A 20,900-nucleotide genomic window follows, 5' to 3' on the forward strand; every position below is an offset into this window, starting at 1 on the left:
TGGCGCGTCACGCAGCGGTCCGGGGGATAATGGCGCCATGGGGAAATCAACAAAACTTTCGCTTGCCATAGCTGCGCTCATCCTGGGAACCTCGCTGGTGGCCTGTGATGACGGAAAGTCCGGGGCCGAGGCCGCGGCACAGCAGCTGGCCGGCGCAGTCTCGGCGCTGGACGTAGGGTCCGTGGCCTTTGACGGCAAGGACGCCGCCGCGGCCAACGACCAGTTGCACCAAATCTTCGCGGCCCTGGATCCGCAAAAGCCCGAGGTCCAGGCAGGCGGACTCACGCTTGATGGGGACAAGGCCTCCGCACCCTTGAACTACACGTGGAAGTTCGGTGACGCGGAGTGGAAGTACACCATCGCGGCGAACTTCAGGAAGTCCGGCGACAAGTGGCTCACGGTCTGGGATCCGGCCATCCTGGCACCCGGCCTCGCGGACAGCGAAATCGTGACCAAGGGCTCCCAGTCCCCGCAGCGCGCCGACATCCTCGGTGCCGGTGACGTCCCGCTGGTGACTTACCGTCCCGTGGTGAATGTGGGCATCGATAAGCCCCGGTTGGGCGGCGCGGATCCCGCCGATTCCGCCGGCAAACTGGCTGCACTGGTAGGGGTGGACCCTGCCGCCTATGTACAGCAGGTCAAGGGGGCCGGCGCCGAGGCCTTTGTTCCCGCGATCACCCTGCGTGAGGAAGGGCGGACCATCTCCGACGAGCAGATCCAGGCCATCCCGGGCGCCCGCGGGATCCCGGCATCGATGCCACTGGCTCCGAGCAGGACGTTTGCCCGTGCCGTGCTCGGTTCGGTAGGGGAAGCTACGGCGGATCAAATTGAAGCGTCAAAAGGTGCGCTGGCCGCGGGCGATGTTACGGGCGTCGGCGGGCTCCAGCAGCAGTACGACGAACAGCTCCGCGGATCCGACGCCGTCGTCATCAGGGCGCAGCGCGCCGACCTGACCCGCGAACAGATCCAATCGGCAGGCACCGACCCCCGGCGCGTCCTTTTCCAGGTGGCGCCCAAGCCCGGCACACCGTTGAAGACCACCCTTGATCCGCGGCTGCAGACGCTGGCGGAGAGCATCCTGGAAAAAGTGGGGCCGGCGTCAGCCATCGTGGCCCTCCGCCCCTCCACCGGGGCCGTGCTGGCAGCTGCTTCCGGACCGGGCAGCAACGGCTACAACACCGCAATGCTGGGACAGTATGCCCCGGGTTCCATCTTCAAGATGGTGGATTCCCTGGCCATGTTCCGCAACGGGATGACGCCGGACTCCACCATCCAGTGCACCCCCACGCTCACGGTGGACGGGCGCACCTTCAAGAACTCCGAAGGCTACCCCGAGACCTCTTTGGGCGCGGTGACGCTGCGGGACGCCTTTGCGCACTCCTGCAACACTGCCTTCATTTCCCAGCGCGACGCCGTATCACAGGGCCAGCTTGAAGCCGCTGCCACGTCCATGGGGGTGGCGGTCGAGGCGCCAAAACTCGGTGCCGAAGCCTTCCTGGGTTCCGTTCCGGGCCAGGCCCAGGGCACCGAACACGCAGCATCCATGATTGGCCAGGGCAAGGTGCTGCTCTCCCCCTTGGCCGCAGCGATCATGGCCGGCTCCGTGGCCAAGGGCGCCCCGGTTTCCGCGCAGCTGGTCCTGAACCCCGACGACGGCGCGCCGGCTGCCGGAACGACTGCGGGGTCCACTGCTCCGGCAGCCGAACCGTCCGCCACCGCCACCGCCGAGGCACCCTCCACCGCCTCGGACAAGCCGATCACTGCCGCGGAAGCGGCATCGCTGGCAGACATGATGCGCGCCGTCGTCACGTCCGGCCACGCCGGCTTCCTTTCCAGCGTCCCCGGCGCACCTGTGGGGGCGAAGACCGGAACCGCCGAGTTCGGCACCGAAAATCCGCCTAAGACCCACGCCTGGATCGTGGCCGTCCACGCCGACCTTGCCGTGGCCGTCTTCGTGGAGGACGGCGGCCTGGGCGCCACCACCTCGGGTCCGTTGCTGAAACAGTTCCTCACCGCCGCCGGCTAGAGTTTTTGGGCAGATACGGGGACTTCCTGACGGTTTATGCCCCGGTATCTGCCCAAAAACTCCAGGGGCGGGGCGTGGGAGGATTGATGGCGTGGCCCATATTGACGTTTCCGGCATCGACTACTTCCTCTCCGACGGCACCCAGCTCCTGAACGGGGTGACTTTCAAGGTTCCCGACGGCACCAAGACCGCCCTGATCGGCCCCAACGGCACGGGTAAAACCACGCTGTTCCGCATCATCGCCGGAGACCTTGTCCCGGACGAGGGCGTCGTTGGGCGCTCCGGAAACATGGGCATCATGCGCCAGTTCGTGGGGCAGGTGCGGGACGGCTCTACAGTCCGTGACCTCCTGGTCTCCGCCGCTCCCCCGGCCCTGGCTGCCGCTGCCCGCGAGGTTGATGATGCCGAACTGGCCATGGTGGAATACGACGACGAACCCACCCAGATGCGGTATGCCCAAGCGATCGTGGACTGGGGGGATGCCGGTGGCTACGACGTCGAGACGGTGTGGGATGAGGTCTGCATGGCCGCGCTGGGACTCCCGTTCGACCGCGCGCAGCACCGCCCGGCGTCGACCCTTTCCGGCGGGGAGCAGAAGCGGCTGGTGCTGGAAGCACTGTTCGCCGGACCTGACGACCTGCTGCTGCTCGACGAGCCGGACAACTACCTGGATGTGCCGGGCAAGCGCTGGCTCGAGGAGAAGCTGAACGAATCCAGGAAAACCGTCTTCTTCATCAGCCACGACCGGGAGCTGCTGAACAACGCCGCGGGCCGCATTGTCACCCTTGAGCCGGGGATCAACGGTGCCGGAGCCTGGATCCACGGCGGCGGCTTTGGATCCTATGTTGAGGCCCGCGCAGACCGGAACGCCCGCTTCGAGGAATTGCGGAAGCGCTGGGACGAGGAGCACATCAAGCTCAAGGAACTCGTCAACATGTACAAGAACAAGGCCGCCTTCCGTTCCGACATGGCCAACCGCTACCACGCGGCCCAGACCCGCCTGGCCAAGTTCCTGGAAATGGGGCCGCCGGAGGCGCTGCCCATCGAGCAGAACGTGCAGATGCGCCTCAAGGGCGGCAGGACCGCAAAGCGCGCCATCGTGGCTGAGAAGCTGGAGCTGGCTGGGCTCATGAAGGCGTTCTCCACGGAAGTCTGGTTCGGCGACCGTGTGGGCGTGCTGGGCTCCAACGGCTCCGGCAAGTCCCACTTCCTGCGGCTGCTCGCCACCGGCGGCACCGACCCCGAACGCGAGCACCTGCCCGTCTCCGAGGTGGAGATCGCGGAGGTTCCGCACGAAGGGACCGTGAAGCTCGGTGCACGCATCCGGCCCGGTTTCTTTGCCCAGACCCATATCCGTCCCGATCTCCTGGGCAAGACACTGCTGGAGATCCTGCACCGAGGCGACGAACACCGTTCCGGGTTGGGCCGGGAGGCAGCCGCGGGCGCCCTGGACGGCTATGGCCTGGCAGGACAGTCCGAACAAAAGTACGAGTCCCTCTCCGGCGGCCAGCAGGCACGGTTCCAGATCCTCCTCCTGCAGCTCAGCGGCGCCACCCTGCTCCTGCTGGACGAGCCAACCGACAACCTTGACCTGCACTCCGCTGAAGCGCTGGAACGGGCCATTGACCACTTCGAGGGAACGGTCCTGGCGGTCACCCACGATCGCTGGTTCGCGCGGACGTTCGACCGGTTCCTGGTGTTCGGATCAGACGGAAAGGTATACGAGTCGGCGGAGCCGGTCTGGGACGAGCAGCGGGTGGAGCGCGTCCGCTGAGTTGCCTTCACTTAATGATCAAGTGATCATAAATTGATAGCATTTGCTCATGAAAACGGATGACCGGCATCGCATCATCGCTGAAATCCTCCGGCGGCAGCCGGAGGCCAGCGTCGAAGAGCTGATGCAGGCCTGCGGCGCCTCCGGGGCAACAATCCGCCGGGACCTTGAGGTACTGGCCGGTCATGGCGTCCTCCGCAGGATGCACGGCGGCGCCCGCAGCCTGATAGGCCACGGGCAGAATCCCGGCTACGGACAGCGTGAGCTGGAGGACCGGGATGCCAAAAAGCGAATCGCCGCTGCCGTAGCGGGCCTATTGGCAGAGCGGGAACACGTCTGGCTGGACAGCGGCAGCACGGCAACCGAGGTGGCGCGGGCCGCGGCCGGCCGGGAACTGACCCTGATGCCCATGTCCCTGCAGGCCCTTAACGCGGCAGCGGGCGGGGACAGTGCTGCAGGTTCCCGGCCTGCGCTGCTGCTCCCGGGTGGAAGCGTGATGCCCGGCGAACTCTGTTTCCGGGGACCCCTGGCCGAGTCCAATATCAGGTCCCTGCGCTTTGACACCGCTGTGGTCACGCCATGCGCCGTGGATTTTCAGGGCGGCCTTCTGGCCCACGACCTCGACGACGCCGCAATAAAGAAAGCCGGCCTCGAATCGGCGGCACGCGTGGTGGTGGCCGCCTCGGCCGGAAAGTGGCAGGCCAATGCCAGGGTGCTTGTCGCCGGCCTGGACCGCGTGGACGTCATCGTAACGGACCGGCAATTCAGCAGCCAGGATCATGCCCAACTCGAAAAATACACTGTGGAAGTAGTGACCGTATGAGCACCAACACCGGCACGGAACAGCAGGCAGGCCTGAAAGCCGCCGCTGTGGCAACGTTCATCGTCTTCGGCATCAACGGGCTTGTCTTCGCCAGTTGGGCGGCCAGGATCCCCGCGGTGACGCAGACGCTGAACATCACCTCCGGCCAAATGGGCACGCTGCTGCTGTGCACGGCCATAGGCTCACTCCTGGCCCTCCCCACCGCGGGACTGGTGGTTGGCAGGATCGGTACCGCCAACACTGTCCGCTTTGCCGGCCTGCTGGCGGCGGTAGCAGGCGCGGGCATTGCCGTGTCACTCTCGGCCGCGTCCATACCCGGAACGGCGGTGTCACTGTTCTTCTTCGGCATCGGCATCGGCCTCTGGGACGTGGCACAGAACATCGAGGGGGCCGACGTGGAGCACAAGCTCCGGCGGACCATCATGCCCCAGTTCCACGCGGCCTTCAGCGGCGGCGCCTTCGTGGGGGCCCTCGTGGGGGCGGGGCTTTCCACCCTGGGCGTGGATCTTCCACTGCACCTCCTGGTCATCTCAGCCGTGGTGGTACTGGTGGCCTTGACCGTGCCACGCTATTTCCTTCCCCACGTATCAACGGCCACCGCGGAAGGGGAACCGAAACCCGCCAAGGGACCATCAGCGTGGCGGGACAGCCGGACCCTGCTCATCGGCGTCGTGGTCCTGGGCGCCACCCTTACGGAAGGGGCCGGCAACGACTGGATCGCCAAGGCCTCGGTGGACGGACTCGCGACATCCGAGTCAACGGGCGCCCTCATGTTCGCCCTCTTCGTCCTGGCCATGACGGCCATGCGGTTCCTCGGCGGCCGTGTCATTGACAAGTACGGACGCGTGGCGGTGCTGCGGGCCAGCATGGCTGCCGCCGCTGCGGGGCTGGGCCTCTTTGTGCTGGCTCCCAATATCTGGCTCGCAGGCATCGGCGCAGCCCTTTGGGGTGTTGGTGCCGCCCTCGCCTTCCCCATGGGCATGTCTGCAGCCTCTGATGATCCACAGCACTCGGCAGCGCGCGTCTCCGTTGTATCCACCTTGGGTTATATATCCTTCCTGGCCGGACCACCGCTGCTGGGCTACCTGGGTGACCTCACCGGTATCCACACCGCGCTGCTGGCGATCATGGCACCCATCCTGGTGGCCCTGCTGCTGGCCGGAGCTGCCAGGCCCCTGCGGGTCGGGCAGGAGTCCACCCAGCTGGAGCCAACTGAGCGGGAATAGCGGTTGGGGTTAGGGTGATCACATGCAAAGCGCCAGGCCGGGAGGCCGTACTTGGATCAGCCGCCTGGATCGATACCTCGTCAGGCATGTATCCCACCTGCCAGGCGGCAACCATGACGTTTTCTTCCGGCGGCTTTCCGCCTCAGCCAACCAGGGAAAGCTCTGGCTGGGGACGGCGGCAGTCCTGGCACTCTTCCCGGGCAGGACCCGGAGGGCGGCACTGCATGGGGTGATCGCCCAGGGCGTGGCATCAGCCGTCACCAACGTGGTGTTCAAGACGCTGCTCCCCCGTACCCGCCCGTTGCCCGAGCATCTGCCGGTTTTCCGCTTCGTGCACCCGCAGCCCAAGAGTTCCTCCATGCCATCCGGGCATTCAGCCTCTGCCGTGGCGTTCGCCGTCGGAGTGGGCCTGGTCCGCCCGGCCTTGGGTGCTGCCTTGGCTCCGGCTGCCCTCGGAGTGGCCTACTCGAGGGTCCACACCGGTGCACACTGGCCCTCTGACGTCCTTTTCGGGTCAGCGCTCGGCGCGGGCGCCGCCTTGGTGACCCGGCGCTGGTGGCCGGTCCGCCCGCCGATCCCACAGACAACGAGGGCATGGACCACCGCGCCCGAGTTGCCGGACGGCGAGGGCCTGAGCATCGTGGTCAACACGTTGGGCGGATCCTTCAAGGAGGAAACCGCGTCAGCCCTCAGGGAAGTATTTCCCAAGGCGCATATAACCACCGTGCAGCCGGATGAGGACCTGGTGCAACGCATCAGTGCCACCGCTGATTTTCCCGGGACCAGGGCCTTAGGTGTGTGGGGTGGCGACGGAACTGTGGGCGCAGCGGCCGCTGCCGCCGTCGATCGCTCCATTCCCTTGCTGGTCCTGCCCGGCGGAACCCTGAACCATTTTGCCCGCGACGCCGGGACGGGAAGCCTGAAGGATGCAGTTGCGGCGGCAAGCAAAGGTGAGGCGGCCTTGGCCGACATCGGAGTGGTGACCGCTGAACGCGGGCTGGCGGGAAGCCCGGAAGTTTCCGAATTGGTCATGCTGAACACGTCCAGCATCGGTCTCTACCCAAACTTTGTCCGCCGGCGCGAACACCTGCAACCTGCGCTCGGGAAACCGCTGGCCGGTGTTGTGGCGATGTTCCGGACCTTCGCCGCCGGCACCCCCATCACCCTGGCCGTGGACGGTGTCCGGCACAAGGTGTGGATTGCGTACCTGGGACGCGGCCGGTATTTCCCCCGGGACCATGCGCCCCTGATCCGGCCGGTGATGGACGACGGGGTACTGGATGTCCGCCTGATCACCGCGGACGAATCCTTCGCCCGGTTGCGGCTGCTCTGGTCCGTGCTGACGGGAACGGTGGCAAGCTCGCGCATCACCCACCTGCGGGAGGCCACGGAGGTCAGGATCGACGCAGGCGGCGCGCCCATGGCGCTGGCGGTTGATGGAGAAGCGCTGGCCGGAGTCCGGAGCGTCTCGTACAGGGTCCGGCCGAGGACGCTGGCGTATTACTCACCGCGCCGCTGACCAGGGGGACGCGGCAGGAGGCCGACCCTGATTCTCCCCTGAATCATCCCTGATTCCGGCGAAAAGCTGCGCCGGCGTCGGTAGCGTAGGGCAGGAACACCACCGAACGTCGTCCGCAGCCGCGCGCTGCCGTCCAAAGGATTCTTCATGATCGAGGCAAACGGGCTGACCAAGGTCTACGGCGCCAAAACCGCCGTGGCCGGCGTCAGCTTTACCGTCAGGGCAGGGCAGGTCACGGGCTTCCTGGGCCCAAACGGGGCGGGAAAGTCCACCACCATGCGCATGATCATGGGACTGGACCGGCCGACGTCGGGATCTGTCACCGTGAACGGCCTGCCGTACGTCCAGCACAAGGCACCCCTGCGCGAAGTAGGTGCCCTGCTGGATGCCAAGGCGGTCCACACCAGCCGGAGTGCCTACAACCACCTCTTGGCTATGGCTGCCACGCACAGCATCCCCAAGGCCAGGGTGCATGAGGTGATTGAGATGACGGGGCTTGACACGGTGGCACGCAAAAAGGCCGGCGGCTTCTCACTGGGCATGGGCCAGCGGCTGGGCATTGCAGCGGCCCTGCTGGGGGATCCCCAGACCCTCATCCTCGATGAACCGGTCAACGGCCTGGACCCGGAGGGCGTGGTCTGGGTGCGGAACCTGGTCCGCTACCTCGCCGGGCAGGGACGAACCGTGTTCCTCTCAAGCCACCTGATGAGCGAGATGGCGCAGACCGCTGACCACCTGATCGTCATCGGACGCGGCCGGGTGATTGCCGACGCACCGATCCGTGACATCATCACCGGCAAGGGCCAGTCACGTGTCCGCGTCCGCACCGATGAACCTGACCGGCTCTACCAGCTGCTTGCCGGACGGGGGGCATCCATTGACGTCCCGGAGCGGGAGCTGCTCGAAGTCACGGGCCTGGAGCCCAGGACCATCGCCACAACCGCCCTGGAAAATCAGGTCATGGTCTATGAACTCACGCCGCTCGTGGCCAGCCTCGAGGAGGCCTACATGGAACTGACCAAGGACGACGTCGAATACCACTCCCTGCCCGCTGCGGAGGTAAGCAAGTAATGAGCGCAATGACCACTGAATCCACGTCCTCGCCCGAACCTGCGTCCTCCCGCGGGAACCGCAGCGCCCGTAACGGTGGACGGACCCTGCCCGGCCCCACGTTCTTCCGGGTGCTCAACTCGGAAATCATCAAGTTCCGCAGCCTCCTTTCCACGCTGATCCTGCTCGCTTCCACCGCGGTGGTCATGGTCGGATTCGGCGCCCTGTCCGCCTGGGGGACGGGCCAGTTCGCGGATGCGGCCACGCGCGATCCGCAGGGCGCGGCGCGGATGGCATCCCAGGGTGGCGACCTTGCCGTCAGCGTGCCCACCTCGGGCATCGCCTTCGCCCAGCTGATCCTGGGGTCACTCGGCGTGCTCCTGATGAGCTCGGAGTTCACCACCGGCATGGCGCGGTCCACCTTCGCAGCCGTGCCCAAGCGGCTTCCTGCGTTCGCTGCAAAGCTGGTGGTGGTCATGGTTACATCGTTCGTGGTCACGGCGGCATCCACCTGGGTGGCAGGACTGATGGCCGTGCCCATCCTGGACAACTATGGACTCAAGCTGGATCTTGGCAGCTCACAGTCGGTGAAGCTCCTCCTGGTCAACAGCATCTACGTGGCAGCCGTCGCTGCCATCGGCATGGCCCTGGGCACGCTGATCAGGAATTCCGCCGGCGGAATCATGAGCCTGGTGGGCATCTTCTTCGTGGCGCCCATCGCTTTCCAGCTGATCCCCGGTGACTTCTTCAAGGAAGCCCGCAAGTACCTGCCCGGCAACACGATTGATCCGCTGACGGCCGCGCAGCACGTTCCGGACACCCTGGAGGCCTGGCAGGCGGCGCTGGTCCTTGGTGCCTGGGTGGTCATCCCCGTCCTGCTCGCCGCAGTCCTGCTGAAACGGCGGGACGTCTAGGGCGAAACAGGCTCCCACAGCCAGTCCCGGGACCAGTGGTTTCCGGCACATTACAAATATTCCTCAGAGAAAACTTCTCTTGCCTATGGTTGCCTCTGCTTGGAGCCCCGTCCTGTTGTACATATCAAGATCTGTCGGACTGCACAAAGCCTGGTGCGGGACTGTGGACCTAGGGTAAAACGACGATGTGGCGCATCACACGGTCTACCGGTGGTGTGCCCACGCACGTCGAACCACCTCTGCTATTTCCCAACAGGACGGCGCTTCCATGCATGCTGACCAGCAACTCTCCAAGTCCCTGAAACCCAGGCACCTCTCCATGATCGCCATCGCGGGCGTCATTGGCGCAGGGCTCTTCGTCGGCTCGGGGGCCGCAATCCAGCAGGCCGGCCCCGGCATCCTCGTCGCGTATGCGGCCGCGGGGCTGGTGGTCATCCTGGTGATGCGCATGCTGGGGGAGATGGCCGCTGCGAACCCGGAAACGGGCTCCTTCTCCACCTACGCGGACAAGGCGCTGGGCCGCTGGGCAGGCTTCAGCATCGGCTGGCTCTACGCCTGGTTCTGGATCATCGTCCTGGGCATCGAGGCCACCGCCGGCGCGGCCATCATGCACCGGTGGGTTCCGGGCATTGACCAGTGGGTCTGGGCTCTTGCCCTCATGGTGCTGCTGACGCTCACCAACCTGGGCTCGGTGAAGTCCTACGGTGAGTTCGAGTTCTGGTTCGCGTCCATCAAGGTGGCGGCGATCGTCCTCTTCCTGGTCTTCGGCGCCGCCGCCATCCTGGGCCTTATCCCCGGCGTCCCGGCTCCCGGCCTGAGCAACCTGGTCAATAACGGCGGCTTCATGCCCAACGGTCCGGGCGCTGTCCTGGCCGGAATCCTCGTGGTGGTCTTCTCCTTCTTCGGCGCCGAGATCGCCACCATTGCCGCCGGCGAATCCGAAAACCCCGTGGACGCCGTGAAGAAGGCCGTGAAGTCCACCGTTTGGCGGATCCTGGTCTTCTACATCGGTTCCATTGCCGTGGTGGTCACCCTGCTGCCGTGGAACTCGGCCTCCGTGGCCAAGAGCCCCTACGTTGCGGTCATCGAACTGTTCGGCATCCCGGGCGCCGGAACCATCATGGACGTCGTGGTGCTGACCTCCGTGCTGTCCTGCCTGAACTCCGGCCTCTACACGGCCAGCCGCATGCTGTTCTCGCTCTCCACCCGGGGTGACGCGCCGCGCTCATGGATGCGCATTTCCCGGCGTGGGGTTCCCGCCACCGCCGTGCTCGCCTCCACCGTGGTTGGCTTCGTCACGGTGGGCCTGAACTACGTTGCCCCGGACACCGTGTTCCTCTTCCTGGTCAACACCTCCGGTGCCATCGCACTGTTCGTGTGGCTGGTCATCTCCGCCTCGCAGCTGGTCCTCCGCCGGCGCATGGGAGCCGCGGCGAAGGACCTGCAGCTGAAAATGTGGCTTTTCCCGTACCTCACCTGGGCAGCGATTATCAGCATCGTGGCCCTGCTGATCGGCATGGTGATTGTGGAATCCACCCGGGAATCCCTGCTGCTGTCCCTGGCCCTGGCGGCCGTGGTGGTGGCGGTGGGCGTGCTGCGCTACCGGCGCAAGGACCAGGCTGCTGGACAGCCGGCCGGAGCGGAGGCTGCGGCGGCACCTGCAGAGCAGGCGCGGCGCTAGACTCGGGACCATGCCTTTGCCTTCCTCTGCCACAGACCACATCCAGGACCTTGGGGCCTATGTGAGCGCATCGCCGTCGAGCTTCCACGCTGCGCATGAGGGGGGCCGGCGGCTGGAGGAAGCCGGGTTCACGCGCCTGGACGAGCTGCAGCCGTGGGAGGGCGGGCACGGTTCCTTCTTCATCATCCGTGACGGGGCCCTGATCGCGTGGGTGGTGCCCGAGGGTGCGGGACCGGCCACCGGATTCAACATCCTGGGTGCCCATACCGATTCACCGTCATTCAAGCTCAAACCCAAGCCCACTACAGGTGCCCACGGCTGGCTCCAGGCCGGAGTGGAGATCTACGGCGGCCCCCTGCTGAACTCCTGGCTGGACCGCGAGCTGCGGCTCGCGGGCCGGCTGGTGATGCTGGACGGTACGGAGCACCTCACGGCCACCGGGCCGCTGCTCCGCTTCCCGCAGCTGGCCATCCACCTGGACCGCGCCGTGAACGAGGGGCTCACCCTGGATAAACAGCGCCACATGAACCCGGTGTGGGGACTCGGGAATCCCTCAGACTCCGACCTGCTGGGCGTGCTGGCGGCTTCAGTTGCCGGCGAGTCCGTTGATCCGGGGCAGATTGGCGGGTACGACGTCGTCATTGCGGACACGCAGGCACCTGCGGTTTTCGGGGGCAAGGGGGAGTTCTTCGCATCAGGGCGGCTGGACAACCTTTCGGCCACGCATGCCGGGCTGGCAGCGCTGGTTGCCCACGCAGGGTCCGAAGCTGCCGCCGGGCCGATTGCGGTCGTAGCAGCTTTCGACCACGAGGAAATCGGCTCCAACTCCCGCTCCGGTGCGTGCGGACCAATCCTTGAGGACGTGCTGGTGCGCATCTCTGACGGCCTGGGCGCAACGGTGAGCCAGCGGCGGCAGGCCCTGTCGGCGTCGTTCTGCCTCTCTGCCGATGCCGGGCACGCGGTCCACCCCAACTACCCCGAGCGGCACGACCCCGCCAACCACCCCGTGTTGAACGGCGGGCCGCTGCTGAAGATCAATGCCAACCAGCGCTATGCCACCGACGCGTTAGGAGCCGCATTCTGGGCGCGGCTCTGCGGCGAAGCCGGCGTTCCGTACCAGGAATTCGTGTCCAACAACGTGGTGCCCTGCGGTTCCACCATCGGGCCGCTCACCGCCACCCGGCTGGGGATCCGGACGGTGGACGTCGGCGTGCCGCTCCTGTCCATGCACTCAGCCCGCGAGCTGTGCGGGGTGGAGGATCCCCTGCGCCTGGCCGGCGTGACGGAGCTGTTCTTCCGGACAGCGGCCTAGTTTTTTCGCTTTGTGGCCCCACAGGTGCCGTGCGGATACCCACATGCCCGGCCTTATTCGCTAGTTCGTGCCTGGACCCGCCTCTACTGTAAGAGTGCAGACGACTGCAGGGCGGACCCCGCTTTGTTGCAGTTGCGTGGCGGCCAGGGAAAGGCTGGAACTCATGGGGTTGTTCACCGAAGCTCTCTACCTTGGTGTGGGATTCGCTGCCGTCGCGCTGGGGCTGGTCGCTGCCCTCACGCATCCGGGCCGCCGGAACATTCTCGCGTTCCTTCTTGGCATTTCCGCGGGACTCGTTGCAGTCCAGATTTTCAGGGTCCATATCTTCACGCTCCTCGCCGTAGCCTGGGTCTTCCTGCCCGGCCGGGCAAGGAACAGAAGTGCCTTCAAGCTCGTTGCGGCGCTACTGGCCGCCGCATTGCTGCTGGCCTCAACCACGCTTTCCGGCGACCTGGTTAACAGTCCAACACTTGGCCTTCAGCTTCTGGGTCTCGCGGGGTCGGCCGCGCTCGTAGCCCTGACGTCAACCCGTAAGGATGCGACGGCCATGATGTGGGGCCTGCTGGCCGTCTCCACCGTGGGCAGCGGCGTTGGCGTACTGCAGGTCTTCCAGGTCATCCCCATGGATCTCTGGCACCTTCACGTCAGTTCCATCGGCCGCCCCACGGGAATCTACCCTGAACCCGATTGGCTGGGAATGTTCTCGGGTATGGGGGTGCTGCTGAGCTGGCGGCTCCCCATGTCCCGGCCGGCAAAGGTGGGATTCTTTCTGCCGAACATCATCGTCTTTGTCCTGGCCATGGCCCGGGCATCATGGATCGCACTCCTAATCTGTGTGGCTGCCGCAGCAGTAGCATCGATGGTTCACAGGCGTCGGGGACTGACCACTGTCGCAACGGGCCCAAGACGGGGGCGACGCGCCGCCATTGTTGTTGCCTCGGTCGCTGCCGTTGTCGCCCTGTCGGCCGTTCCCCAACTGCAGGAGGAAGTGGCAGCCCGGGCGTCCACGATGCTGGGGACGGTCCAGGAGGACGATATCTCCGGGCAGGCCCGGATCAGGCAAAACGATTCTCTCGTCGAGCTGGCCAGGTCAATCCCCGTCTATGGTCATGGTCTTAGCTCCGCGGGAAGGGTAGGGGTCTGGGGCCAAATCGATACTGTGGGTGAGTCCCAAAACAACGTAGCCAGCAATTGGGTCCTGGGCATGTGGGTCGACGGCGCGCTGTTTGCGGTGCCCCTGATGGTCTGCCTCATAGGTCTTGCGCTGGTATGGGTGCGCAGCATCCCCGGCCAACTCCTGCTCTTCACGCTCGTGTGCAGCTTGTTTTCCAACGCCATCTTCTTCCCCGTGACGTGGCTCCTTGTCGGGCTGGCGATCATCGCTGCCCAATCCAACAAGGAGGCCTTACCGCGTCCCCGCCACCGCTTGGACGGCATGTTGAGCGACAAGGAGTAAGAGCCCTGGGGGCAGCGGGGGACAGGGGCTAAGTCAGCGGATTCCGAGGGGCCGCCAGGAGGGCCCAATCGTCCGCAGCCTGGCGATGGAAGGATTCGGCAGCCCAGTAGGCTTCTGCCCGTCCGTTGGTGGCAGCGAAATCAATGGCGCCGAGCCAGGCGTCGACGTCCCCGGCGGCGCCGTACTGTTCGCCGACCAATAGCCCTGACTGCGGCCCAAACAAATCCCCCAGGCTCGTTTCGGAACGTCCTACGACCGGAACGGCCTGCTCAAGCGCCCGGATGGCGATCCCGCTCTGGAAGAACCGTTTGTAGGGTATGAGTATGACCGTGCTGCCCGCAATCAGATGGTCCAGCTCGTCTTCCGGGACGAAACGCGCATCCACCCGCCACCCCTTGACTGTCGGCCATCCACGGCCAATGATTTCGCAGTCGTAGCGGGATCCAAGGCGCACGGCCAGAGACTCCAAAAGGTCGAGATCCCGGTCCGGCTTGTATTGCCCCAGGACGCGTATCCGGGGACGGCGGTCAGGGTCATGTTTGACGGTTTCGGTGGGGGGCCGCTCCGATGGATATGGAAGTACTGGGTGGCGCACTACGGTCAATCCGTCCGCGAATCCCCTTCCACACATGGCTTCGGCAGCCTCCTCGCTGTGCACCAGAGCTTCAGGTAGGCCTTTCACCTTCCCCACGAAGGCGGAAACCGCCCTGCCGCTTCCGGTTGACCTGACCAGCGGGGTGGGGTCGTGATAGACCACCCATGAGGAACTCCCGCACAGCACCTTGACGAGGAGAAGGTCCCAAAACCCCAGAACGGGCCAGGTGACCAGGATTCTGGGCGGAACGCTGCGACGGCGTTTGTGCCAACCCACCCACCCCAGCAGTTCCACGTATTCCAGAAGCCAGGCGAGGCGATGCTTGCCGGAGACCGAGGGTTCGTCCAAGGACTTCACCTGCACTGGAATTCCTGCGTCCACCAAGTGTTGATGCAATGCTTTGGTGTAGTGCCTTAGGGCCCCTCCCAAAGGGTTCACGATGATGACGCCCACCGGTTGCTTGGCCCGGGCGGCGCTAGCCAGTACCCGGCCGGATTGTAGCCCGGCCAGCAGGGGACGGAACGTGCCCATGTGCTGTTGTTTGATGAGGTCTCGGCCCACAGACCGTGCCAAAAGATATGGTGCGGATACCAGGGCCTGAAATCGTGACCCGTTCTTCGCATGGAAAATCTGGATGTTGCGCGTCAGGTAGAACGGTGGGACCCCGTTTGATTGCTGCCAGGCGAAGGCCCGAGGGTTCACCTTCACCTTCCAGCCATGGCGCTGGAGGGTTTGGTGGTGGTCCGCTTCCTCCATGTAGAGGAAATAGCTTTCATCAATGGGGTACTGGGCCAGTATGCCGCGCCGGAACATCAGGAGGGCGCCATCAAGCCACGACACGGGTTGCGGAAGATCGACGGCCAGGCATGACCGTGCCTGTAAGTGCCCACGGTGGCGGGGCAGTCCCAAGACCCTGGTGAAATGTCCCCCCCGCGACCAAATAGTCTTCCCTTCATCGCCCGTGACCAGGACCGGCCCAACCACGGCTGTCCCGGGATCCTCGGCGAGGGCGGCACGAAGGAGCCCGAGGCAGTCCGCCTCGGGCTTCGACTCATGGGTGGCGACCAGAAGGTATTGCCATTTGTGCGTGTTTTCCTCATGCCAAGAGGCTCCGCGGTTTACTGCCGCACCGTAACCGGCGTTCGCGCAGTAGATGGCGTGTGCGCCCGGAGGCAGGAGTCTGTCCACTTCGGCACGTCGGCCGGGTTCCTCACTGTTGTCGACCACGAGGAGGCGGTCCGGGGCCACACCACCGGAGACCAACGCGGCGAGGGTCGCTCCCAACGTTTGGTAGCTGCGGTGGTGGACCACCAGGGCAGCCAGGTCCGGAATGATCACTGGGCATGCACGACAGGGAGCAGGCGTGCCATTTTTCGGGCCGGACCAGTCGCCGCCATAAGCGCCTGTTCGTACTGCCCGCAGACGTCGTTCCAGTTGTAGTGGGAAGCGGCCCGCTCCTTGTTGGCCTGTCTCGCCTTCGAACGGAGGTCGTGGTCCGAAAGCATGCGGCAAAGCGCCCTTCCGATAGCGAGTGGTTCCGGATCCACGAGGTGCTCGGGGGTATCAAGTACTTCGCTGTTGTATGCGGTACGCCGCGCCACCACCGGTGCTCCACAAGCCATGGCCTGGACCAAGGCAGGATTTGTCCCTCCGACGCTGTGCCCGTGGAAGTAGACCCCCGCGTGCTGCCACAGCGACAGCAGCTTGTTGTCGTCGCTGAGGTGCCCGAGCCATGTGACATTCGGATGTCGGGCGCTCAGGGCTTTCACGTCTTCGTCGAGGGAACCTCTATATCCGCTGGACCCTACAATGACAACTGGGTGCTCGCGCGCTATGTCCTCTACTGCCTCAAAGAACTCCGCCACCGTGTTTTCGGGGACGAACCGGGCCACCATAAGTACGTACGAGTCGTGATCGAGACCCGGGACAACTTCCAAGGGAACCGAAAGTTCACCCCCGTACGGAATGAAGAGGGAGTCCCGGCCAAAGTCCACTTTCCAGCGCCGCTGTATTTCGACGGAATCGCTGACCAAAATGGTCCCAAAACGGGCGGTAAGACGGGCTCCAAGCTTGAAGACGAGTTTTGCGAACCCGTTCCACTTGGCACGTTCCCATTCGATTCCGTCAACATTTACTACGGTTGGTATTCCACGGAGTCTCAGCAGCGGCAGCCAGAAGCCGTTCGCCACGTTCATCACCAGCGCGACGTCTGGTTTCTCCCGGAGGCAGTGGAGAACCGAGGTGAGACCGAATGACAGGGTGCTTAGTGACTTGCTTTCCAAACCCGGAGTTGTGGTGGTCCGGACACGGGGGTCGCGCGCGGCATCATCATCTTTGGTGGAACCGGGCCGGCAGTACACGTTGACATCCCAGCCCTTGTCGGTGAGGAAGGGGGCGATCTTCCTGACGGCAGTTTCAAATCCGCCGTAATAGCTTGGATAACCGCGCGTGCCGACGACTGCCACTGTTTTGGGCATCTTTTTCTCCTGTATCCCGTTTGAGCTACTGCAGAATTCCCGGTTGGGGCGCTACGAAGTTTCCCGGCTGTCGGCGGCGGTATGAAGTTCAGCGATGTCCGCTTTTCCGGGGGGTGTAGCGTCCGGGGCAGCAAGGTAGGAGCCGTAGTAGGCGTAGGAATCCACACCCTTTGTGGGAACACAGTTGAATATCACCCCGAGGACAGTGGCATTGACCGTATGAAGTGTCTTGAGCGACCGTTCAAGTTCATCCCGCGTGGTTTGACCGGCCCTGGCCACCACAATGACCCCGTCGGCGGCCCGTGACAGGACGGCGGCGTCTGTGACGGGCAGCAGAGGGGGAGCGTCAATGAGAACCGTGGCCCCGGCCGAAAGGGTGGTCAGCAATTGTTTCATGGCGTTTGTGCCGAGCAGTTCGCTTGGGTTAGGCGGGGTGGGTCCTGAACCCAGGATGGAGAGGTTCGACAGGACGGTCGGGGCCTGGATAACGTCGACCAGTTTGGCCTGGCCGCTAAGGACATTGGTCACCCCGACCCCTGGGACGAGGTTGAACGCTCCGGCGATGCGTGGACGGCGGAGGTCCCCATCGACGATGACGACGGGCTCACCGGTCGCGGCCATCGTTACGGCCAGATTCCCGGCGACGGTCGACTTGCCTTCGGATGTCATGGGACTTGTCACCAGGATAATGCGCGGACGATGATCAACGTCTAGGAATCTCAGGTTGGTCCTGAGCGCCCGAAGAGCCTCTATGAAGGCACGGTTCTGTACTTCTGTTTTCTGGAGTTCGTGGCGCTCCGTGCCAAGTATCTTGAAGGTACCGCTGATGTCCGGGTCATAGGGGAGAGTGCCGATCACGGGAACTTCGAAGAGCCGTTCTATCTGGCTGGAGCTCCGCAGCCGACGATCAAGATGATGGCGGAGAAGCGCTGCGGCGTAGGCCAGGAGGAGGCCACCAACCGCACCGAAGAGGAGCGCGAGTTGGATGTTTGGGGAGATTGGTGCGGCTGGACGGACCGCTTTATCGAGCGGAACCAGGCCAACGGGGAGATTTGGGGAGGCCGGCTGGCCGGCGGTCACGGAACTTTCAAGTAGTTGGACTTGCTTGGCCAGCTCGTTTACCCACGCATCGGCCACCCGTTGAGCGCGTAGCGGATCCGGCGAGGTGGCAGTGATGCGAATCTCAGCCGTCTCGACCGGGACTTTTACCGAGATCGTAGAGAGCAGGGCGTCAGCAGTGGTATCCATCCCCACTGATGCAATGACTTGATCTGCTATCAGGCGGGATTCGGCAATCGACTCGTAATTCTTGATTTTGGACTTTGCCAGCGCATCGCCCGTCAGGAGCGTGTTCACATTCTCTGAACCCACTGTGAGGACAAGGGCGCTGGACTCCGCCGCATAGATTCGTGGCTGGAGGGCCCCCCAGAGTGTGACTATCGCCGTGACCACAATCGTCGCCACGGCGATGGACCGCCAGTAGAGCCTTGCCACCCGGATGTACTCGCGCACCCCCATCCCCGTAACGGAGTCACCGCTGTTGACTTCGTACTTGCCTGTCACGATGTCGTCCCTTTCCTTTATCGTGCGCCTGCAGGGGGTGAACCCATGGGCTTGGGAGCAAAACTAGCGCGGTGCTGCTTGCCGCAGGGACGAACCGTTGACGCTTTGTGGACTCACCCCGATAACGGTGTGGAAACTGCGGGCCCCCGCGCCGCGTTTCCCCCAACCGGCGTCAGCCTGTCAGGAGAACTTCGTCTTCCACCGGGCGGCGGGCTTGAGGAGGGCATGATGCGTGAGGACTGCCAAGACGGCGCTTGCCGGTATGGCATACCAACCTACGTTGATCAGCTGATTTGTCCCGATGGCGAGCATGAAGAGGATTGCCACCGGGTAGTGCCAGATGTACAACTCGTAACTAATCTTTCCTATGTAGACGACAGGTGGCACTGAGAGGACCGACTTCAAGGCAAAGCGGCTGCGGGTGCCCGCCACTATGGACGCAATGATTGCAACCGTCCCGGCCGCAGCCGCCACATAGGCCAACGAGCTGAAAGCGGGCCAGACCCCAGCTACGACCACTCCCACGCTCAGTACCAGAACCCCCACATAACCCCACGATGGGGCGACGCGTACGTCCCTATGCTGCGATAACCACAGAGCGAAACTGCAGCCGAGAAACAAGCCTCCGGCACGAAGGAAATAGCTCGCATCTTGTCCGGTCGAGGCCAGCCATACCTGCGCGCCGTCCAGGATGATCCCAAGGGCCAGCGACATGATCCACTTCGCGGGGACGCGACGCGAAAAGAGGACGATCAATGTGAAGGGCCAGACCAGGTAAAAGATTTCCTCAATTCCGAGACTCCAGGTTTGAAGCCAGGTGAGTCCCGACTTACCGAAGAATTGGCCTGCCACTGGTGTCAGATATGTGGCCGCCAAGGCGACCTCAAAGAGATGCTTGCTCCCCCGTATAAGTAGGCCGAAGGGAAGGATGGCCACTATGGCGATCAGCAGGGCAGGGTACAAGCGAATAGCCCTGCGCCAATAAAAGAGACCCAGCCGGATGCGGTGATGACGGTTCAGTTCCGCCAGCAGGATTGTCGTAATGAGGAACCCGGACAAGGCAAAGAAGATATCGACACCTAGAAATCCCGCGAATGGCAGGGGCTGGAGTCCGTGGTGCACCAGGACAAGCAAAATGGCGACAGCGCGCAGGCCATCAAGGGCAGGAAAATACTGCAGCCCCTGCGGAATAAGCATTGATTTCGACGGCTTGATGGAACTTGTCACCGGTGCTTCGACAATAAGGGCAGTCGAAAACCGCGAAAAGACTGTGGGCATCCGCATCCGTACTCTCCTCTGACACGTTCGATTCTTGTGATACCGGCACTGGGGAGGCTAGCCAGAGCGCAAGGGGCTGAACTCGCGACCGGTCAGCGCCTCGGCAAAGCTGGCCTGGGTTTCGGCCCATGTGTGTTCGCGATGCGAGGCAGCCCTTGCTGAGCGTTCGGCCGTATCGGCGGCAGCGACAACGTCACTTAGGGTGCTGGCTAAAACGGTGGGGCTGGGTGCAGCCCAAACGGCCTCCGGGTTGGTCAGGACCGATCGGGAAGACCGGTCATCGTTGAGGACCGGGACGTTGCCCGCGGCCAGCATTTCCGCTGCGACCAGAGTGATGTTAGTGAAGCTAAGGGCGAGTCCGGAAATGGTTCGGTTATAGAGCTCATTGAGCTCTCGGGGAGAAACCCTTCCATGCTGCTGTACTGGAACACCCCATCCAGTCACGCGTGCTCCATAAATGTGGATCTCCTGTCTGGGGTGCATCCGATGGAATTCCTGTAGTGCCAGGCGACCCAAATCGTAACCTCTGCGTTCAGCCTCGGGTTTGGCAAAGAATACGACTCCGGAGCGGCCGCTCGTGTTCGTCAGCCGATACGTACTTACGTCACTGCCAAAGGGCAGGATTTTTGCCTGGACGCCGACCTCCCGTTTCAGCACGTCTGCAACCATCGGCCCAAGAGCTAGTAGCTTGAAGCCGAAGCGGTAGCTGTCCTCAGCGAGTGCGTAAAGTGACCCGCGAGGGTGAAAGTACGGCTCGTAGTCCTGGATGAAGTAGTAGGGTGCAAGGCCCCCGAGGCGGGGCATGCGGGCTGCGAGAACGTGAGCAGTTTCCCATGAACTGGCCACGCAGGCATCAAAACCATCGAAACTTGCGGGGACAGGCTGGATATCAGCCGTTACACCAGGCCAGCATTTCCTGATGACCGACCGGTGCCGGTCCATCGCTCCATCGCTCCGGTTGTAAATCAAAATCGTGCAGCGGTGGCCCCGCTCTTCCATCCCCTGGACCATCCGGAAAAGAGTCGTATGACCGCCCGCGCCCGGGATGGGCGGCGTAATGAGCCAGCCAATGTTCAGTGGCCCCTCGCGGGTCCCGGGCTCTCCCAAGCTGATATCGACGGAACTGGACACGTCTTCCGAATTCAGCGGGAAGTTAAGGGACTGCAGACCCATACGAGCATCCAGTTCACCGTAAAGGCGGCGGAC

The 20,900-nt window shown here is 64.0% G+C and carries 15 protein-coding genes; 10 read left to right on the forward strand and 5 right to left on the reverse strand.

Annotated features, from left to right (window positions below; translation table 11 throughout):
* Positions 1–37: 37 nt before the first annotated feature.
* The 10 genes from QFZ57_RS05065 (at position 38) to QFZ57_RS05110 (ending at position 13,781) form a co-directional block, all read left to right on the forward strand.
* Positions 38–2,026, forward strand: coding sequence for a penicillin-binding transpeptidase domain-containing protein (locus tag QFZ57_RS05065; RefSeq protein WP_306898471.1), 1,989 nt, complete (start codon positions 38–40; stop codon positions 2,024–2,026).
* 91 nt (positions 2,027–2,117) lie between these two features.
* The gene (locus QFZ57_RS05070; RefSeq protein ID WP_306898473.1) at positions 2,118–3,800 is read left to right on the forward strand and encodes an ABC-F family ATP-binding cassette domain-containing protein; all 1,683 of its coding nucleotides are present in this window, start codon (positions 2,118–2,120) and stop codon (positions 3,798–3,800) included.
* 49 nt (positions 3,801–3,849) lie between these two features.
* A complete protein-coding gene (locus QFZ57_RS05075; RefSeq protein ID WP_306898475.1) occupies positions 3,850–4,623 on the forward strand; it encodes a DeoR/GlpR family DNA-binding transcription regulator in 774 nt (257 codons plus the stop codon).
* On the forward strand, positions 4,620–5,849 hold the full coding sequence (locus QFZ57_RS05080; RefSeq protein ID WP_306898477.1) for an MFS transporter: 1,230 nt from the start codon (positions 4,620–4,622) through the stop codon (positions 5,847–5,849). The genes QFZ57_RS05075 and QFZ57_RS05080 overlap by 4 nt, the downstream gene beginning before the upstream one ends.
* Before the next feature lie 22 nt (positions 5,850–5,871).
* Entirely contained in the window at positions 5,872–7,368 is a 1,497-nt protein-coding gene (locus QFZ57_RS05085) for a bifunctional phosphatase PAP2/diacylglycerol kinase family protein (protein WP_306629355.1), read from the forward strand.
* A 147-nt stretch (positions 7,369–7,515) separates the two neighbouring features.
* A complete protein-coding gene (locus tag QFZ57_RS05090) occupies positions 7,516–8,439 on the forward strand; it encodes an ABC transporter ATP-binding protein (RefSeq protein ID WP_306629356.1) in 924 nt (307 codons plus the stop codon).
* Positions 8,439–9,332 carry an ABC transporter permease gene (locus QFZ57_RS05095; protein ID WP_306898480.1) on the forward strand — a complete coding sequence of 298 codons (894 nt, stop codon included), beginning with the start codon at positions 8,439–8,441 and terminating at the stop codon, positions 9,330–9,332. The genes QFZ57_RS05090 and QFZ57_RS05095 overlap by 1 nt, the downstream gene beginning before the upstream one ends.
* Before the next feature lie 268 nt (positions 9,333–9,600).
* Positions 9,601–11,013 (forward strand): amino acid permease, encoded by a 1,413-nt coding sequence (locus QFZ57_RS05100; RefSeq protein WP_306898482.1) that lies wholly within the window; start codon positions 9,601–9,603, stop codon positions 11,011–11,013.
* 10 nt (positions 11,014–11,023) lie between these two features.
* Positions 11,024–12,325 carry a M18 family aminopeptidase gene (locus QFZ57_RS05105; protein ID WP_306898484.1) on the forward strand — a complete coding sequence of 434 codons (1,302 nt, stop codon included), beginning with the start codon at positions 11,024–11,026 and terminating at the stop codon, positions 12,323–12,325.
* A gap of 163 nt (positions 12,326–12,488) precedes the next feature.
* Entirely contained in the window at positions 12,489–13,781 is a 1,293-nt protein-coding gene (locus QFZ57_RS05110; protein ID WP_306629360.1) for an O-antigen ligase family protein, read from the forward strand.
* Between the two features lie 28 nt (positions 13,782–13,809).
* Here QFZ57_RS05110 and QFZ57_RS05115 read toward each other — a convergent pair whose 3' ends face one another.
* The 5 genes from QFZ57_RS05115 to QFZ57_RS05135 all read right to left on the reverse strand — a co-directional run bounded on the left by QFZ57_RS05115 (position 13,810) and on the right by QFZ57_RS05135 (position 20,867).
* Positions 13,810–15,714 (reverse strand): glycosyltransferase family 2 protein, encoded by a 1,905-nt coding sequence (locus tag QFZ57_RS05115; protein WP_306629361.1) that lies wholly within the window; start codon positions 15,712–15,714, stop codon positions 13,810–13,812.
* Positions 15,711–16,853 carry a glycosyltransferase gene (locus QFZ57_RS05120; RefSeq protein ID WP_306629362.1) on the reverse strand — a complete coding sequence of 381 codons (1,143 nt, stop codon included), beginning with the start codon at positions 16,851–16,853 and terminating at the stop codon, positions 15,711–15,713. Before QFZ57_RS05120 ends, QFZ57_RS05115 begins: the two co-directional genes overlap by 4 nt.
* Positions 16,854–16,904: 51 nt before the next feature.
* A complete protein-coding gene (locus QFZ57_RS05125) occupies positions 16,905–18,416 on the reverse strand; it encodes a polysaccharide biosynthesis tyrosine autokinase (RefSeq protein WP_306898489.1) in 1,512 nt (503 codons plus the stop codon).
* Between the two features lie 180 nt (positions 18,417–18,596).
* Positions 18,597–19,700, reverse strand: a complete 1,104-nt coding sequence (locus QFZ57_RS05130; protein WP_306629364.1) for an acyltransferase family protein — start codon at positions 19,698–19,700, stop codon at positions 18,597–18,599.
* Between the two features lie 51 nt (positions 19,701–19,751).
* Positions 19,752–20,867, reverse strand: coding sequence for a rhamnosyltransferase WsaF family glycosyltransferase (locus tag QFZ57_RS05135; protein WP_306629365.1), 1,116 nt, complete (start codon positions 20,865–20,867; stop codon positions 19,752–19,754).
* Positions 20,868–20,900 lie beyond the last annotated feature (33 nt).

The sequence above is a fragment of the Arthrobacter sp. B1I2 genome (assembly GCF_030816485.1).
Classification (GTDB): Bacteria; Actinomycetota; Actinomycetes; order Actinomycetales; family Micrococcaceae; genus Arthrobacter.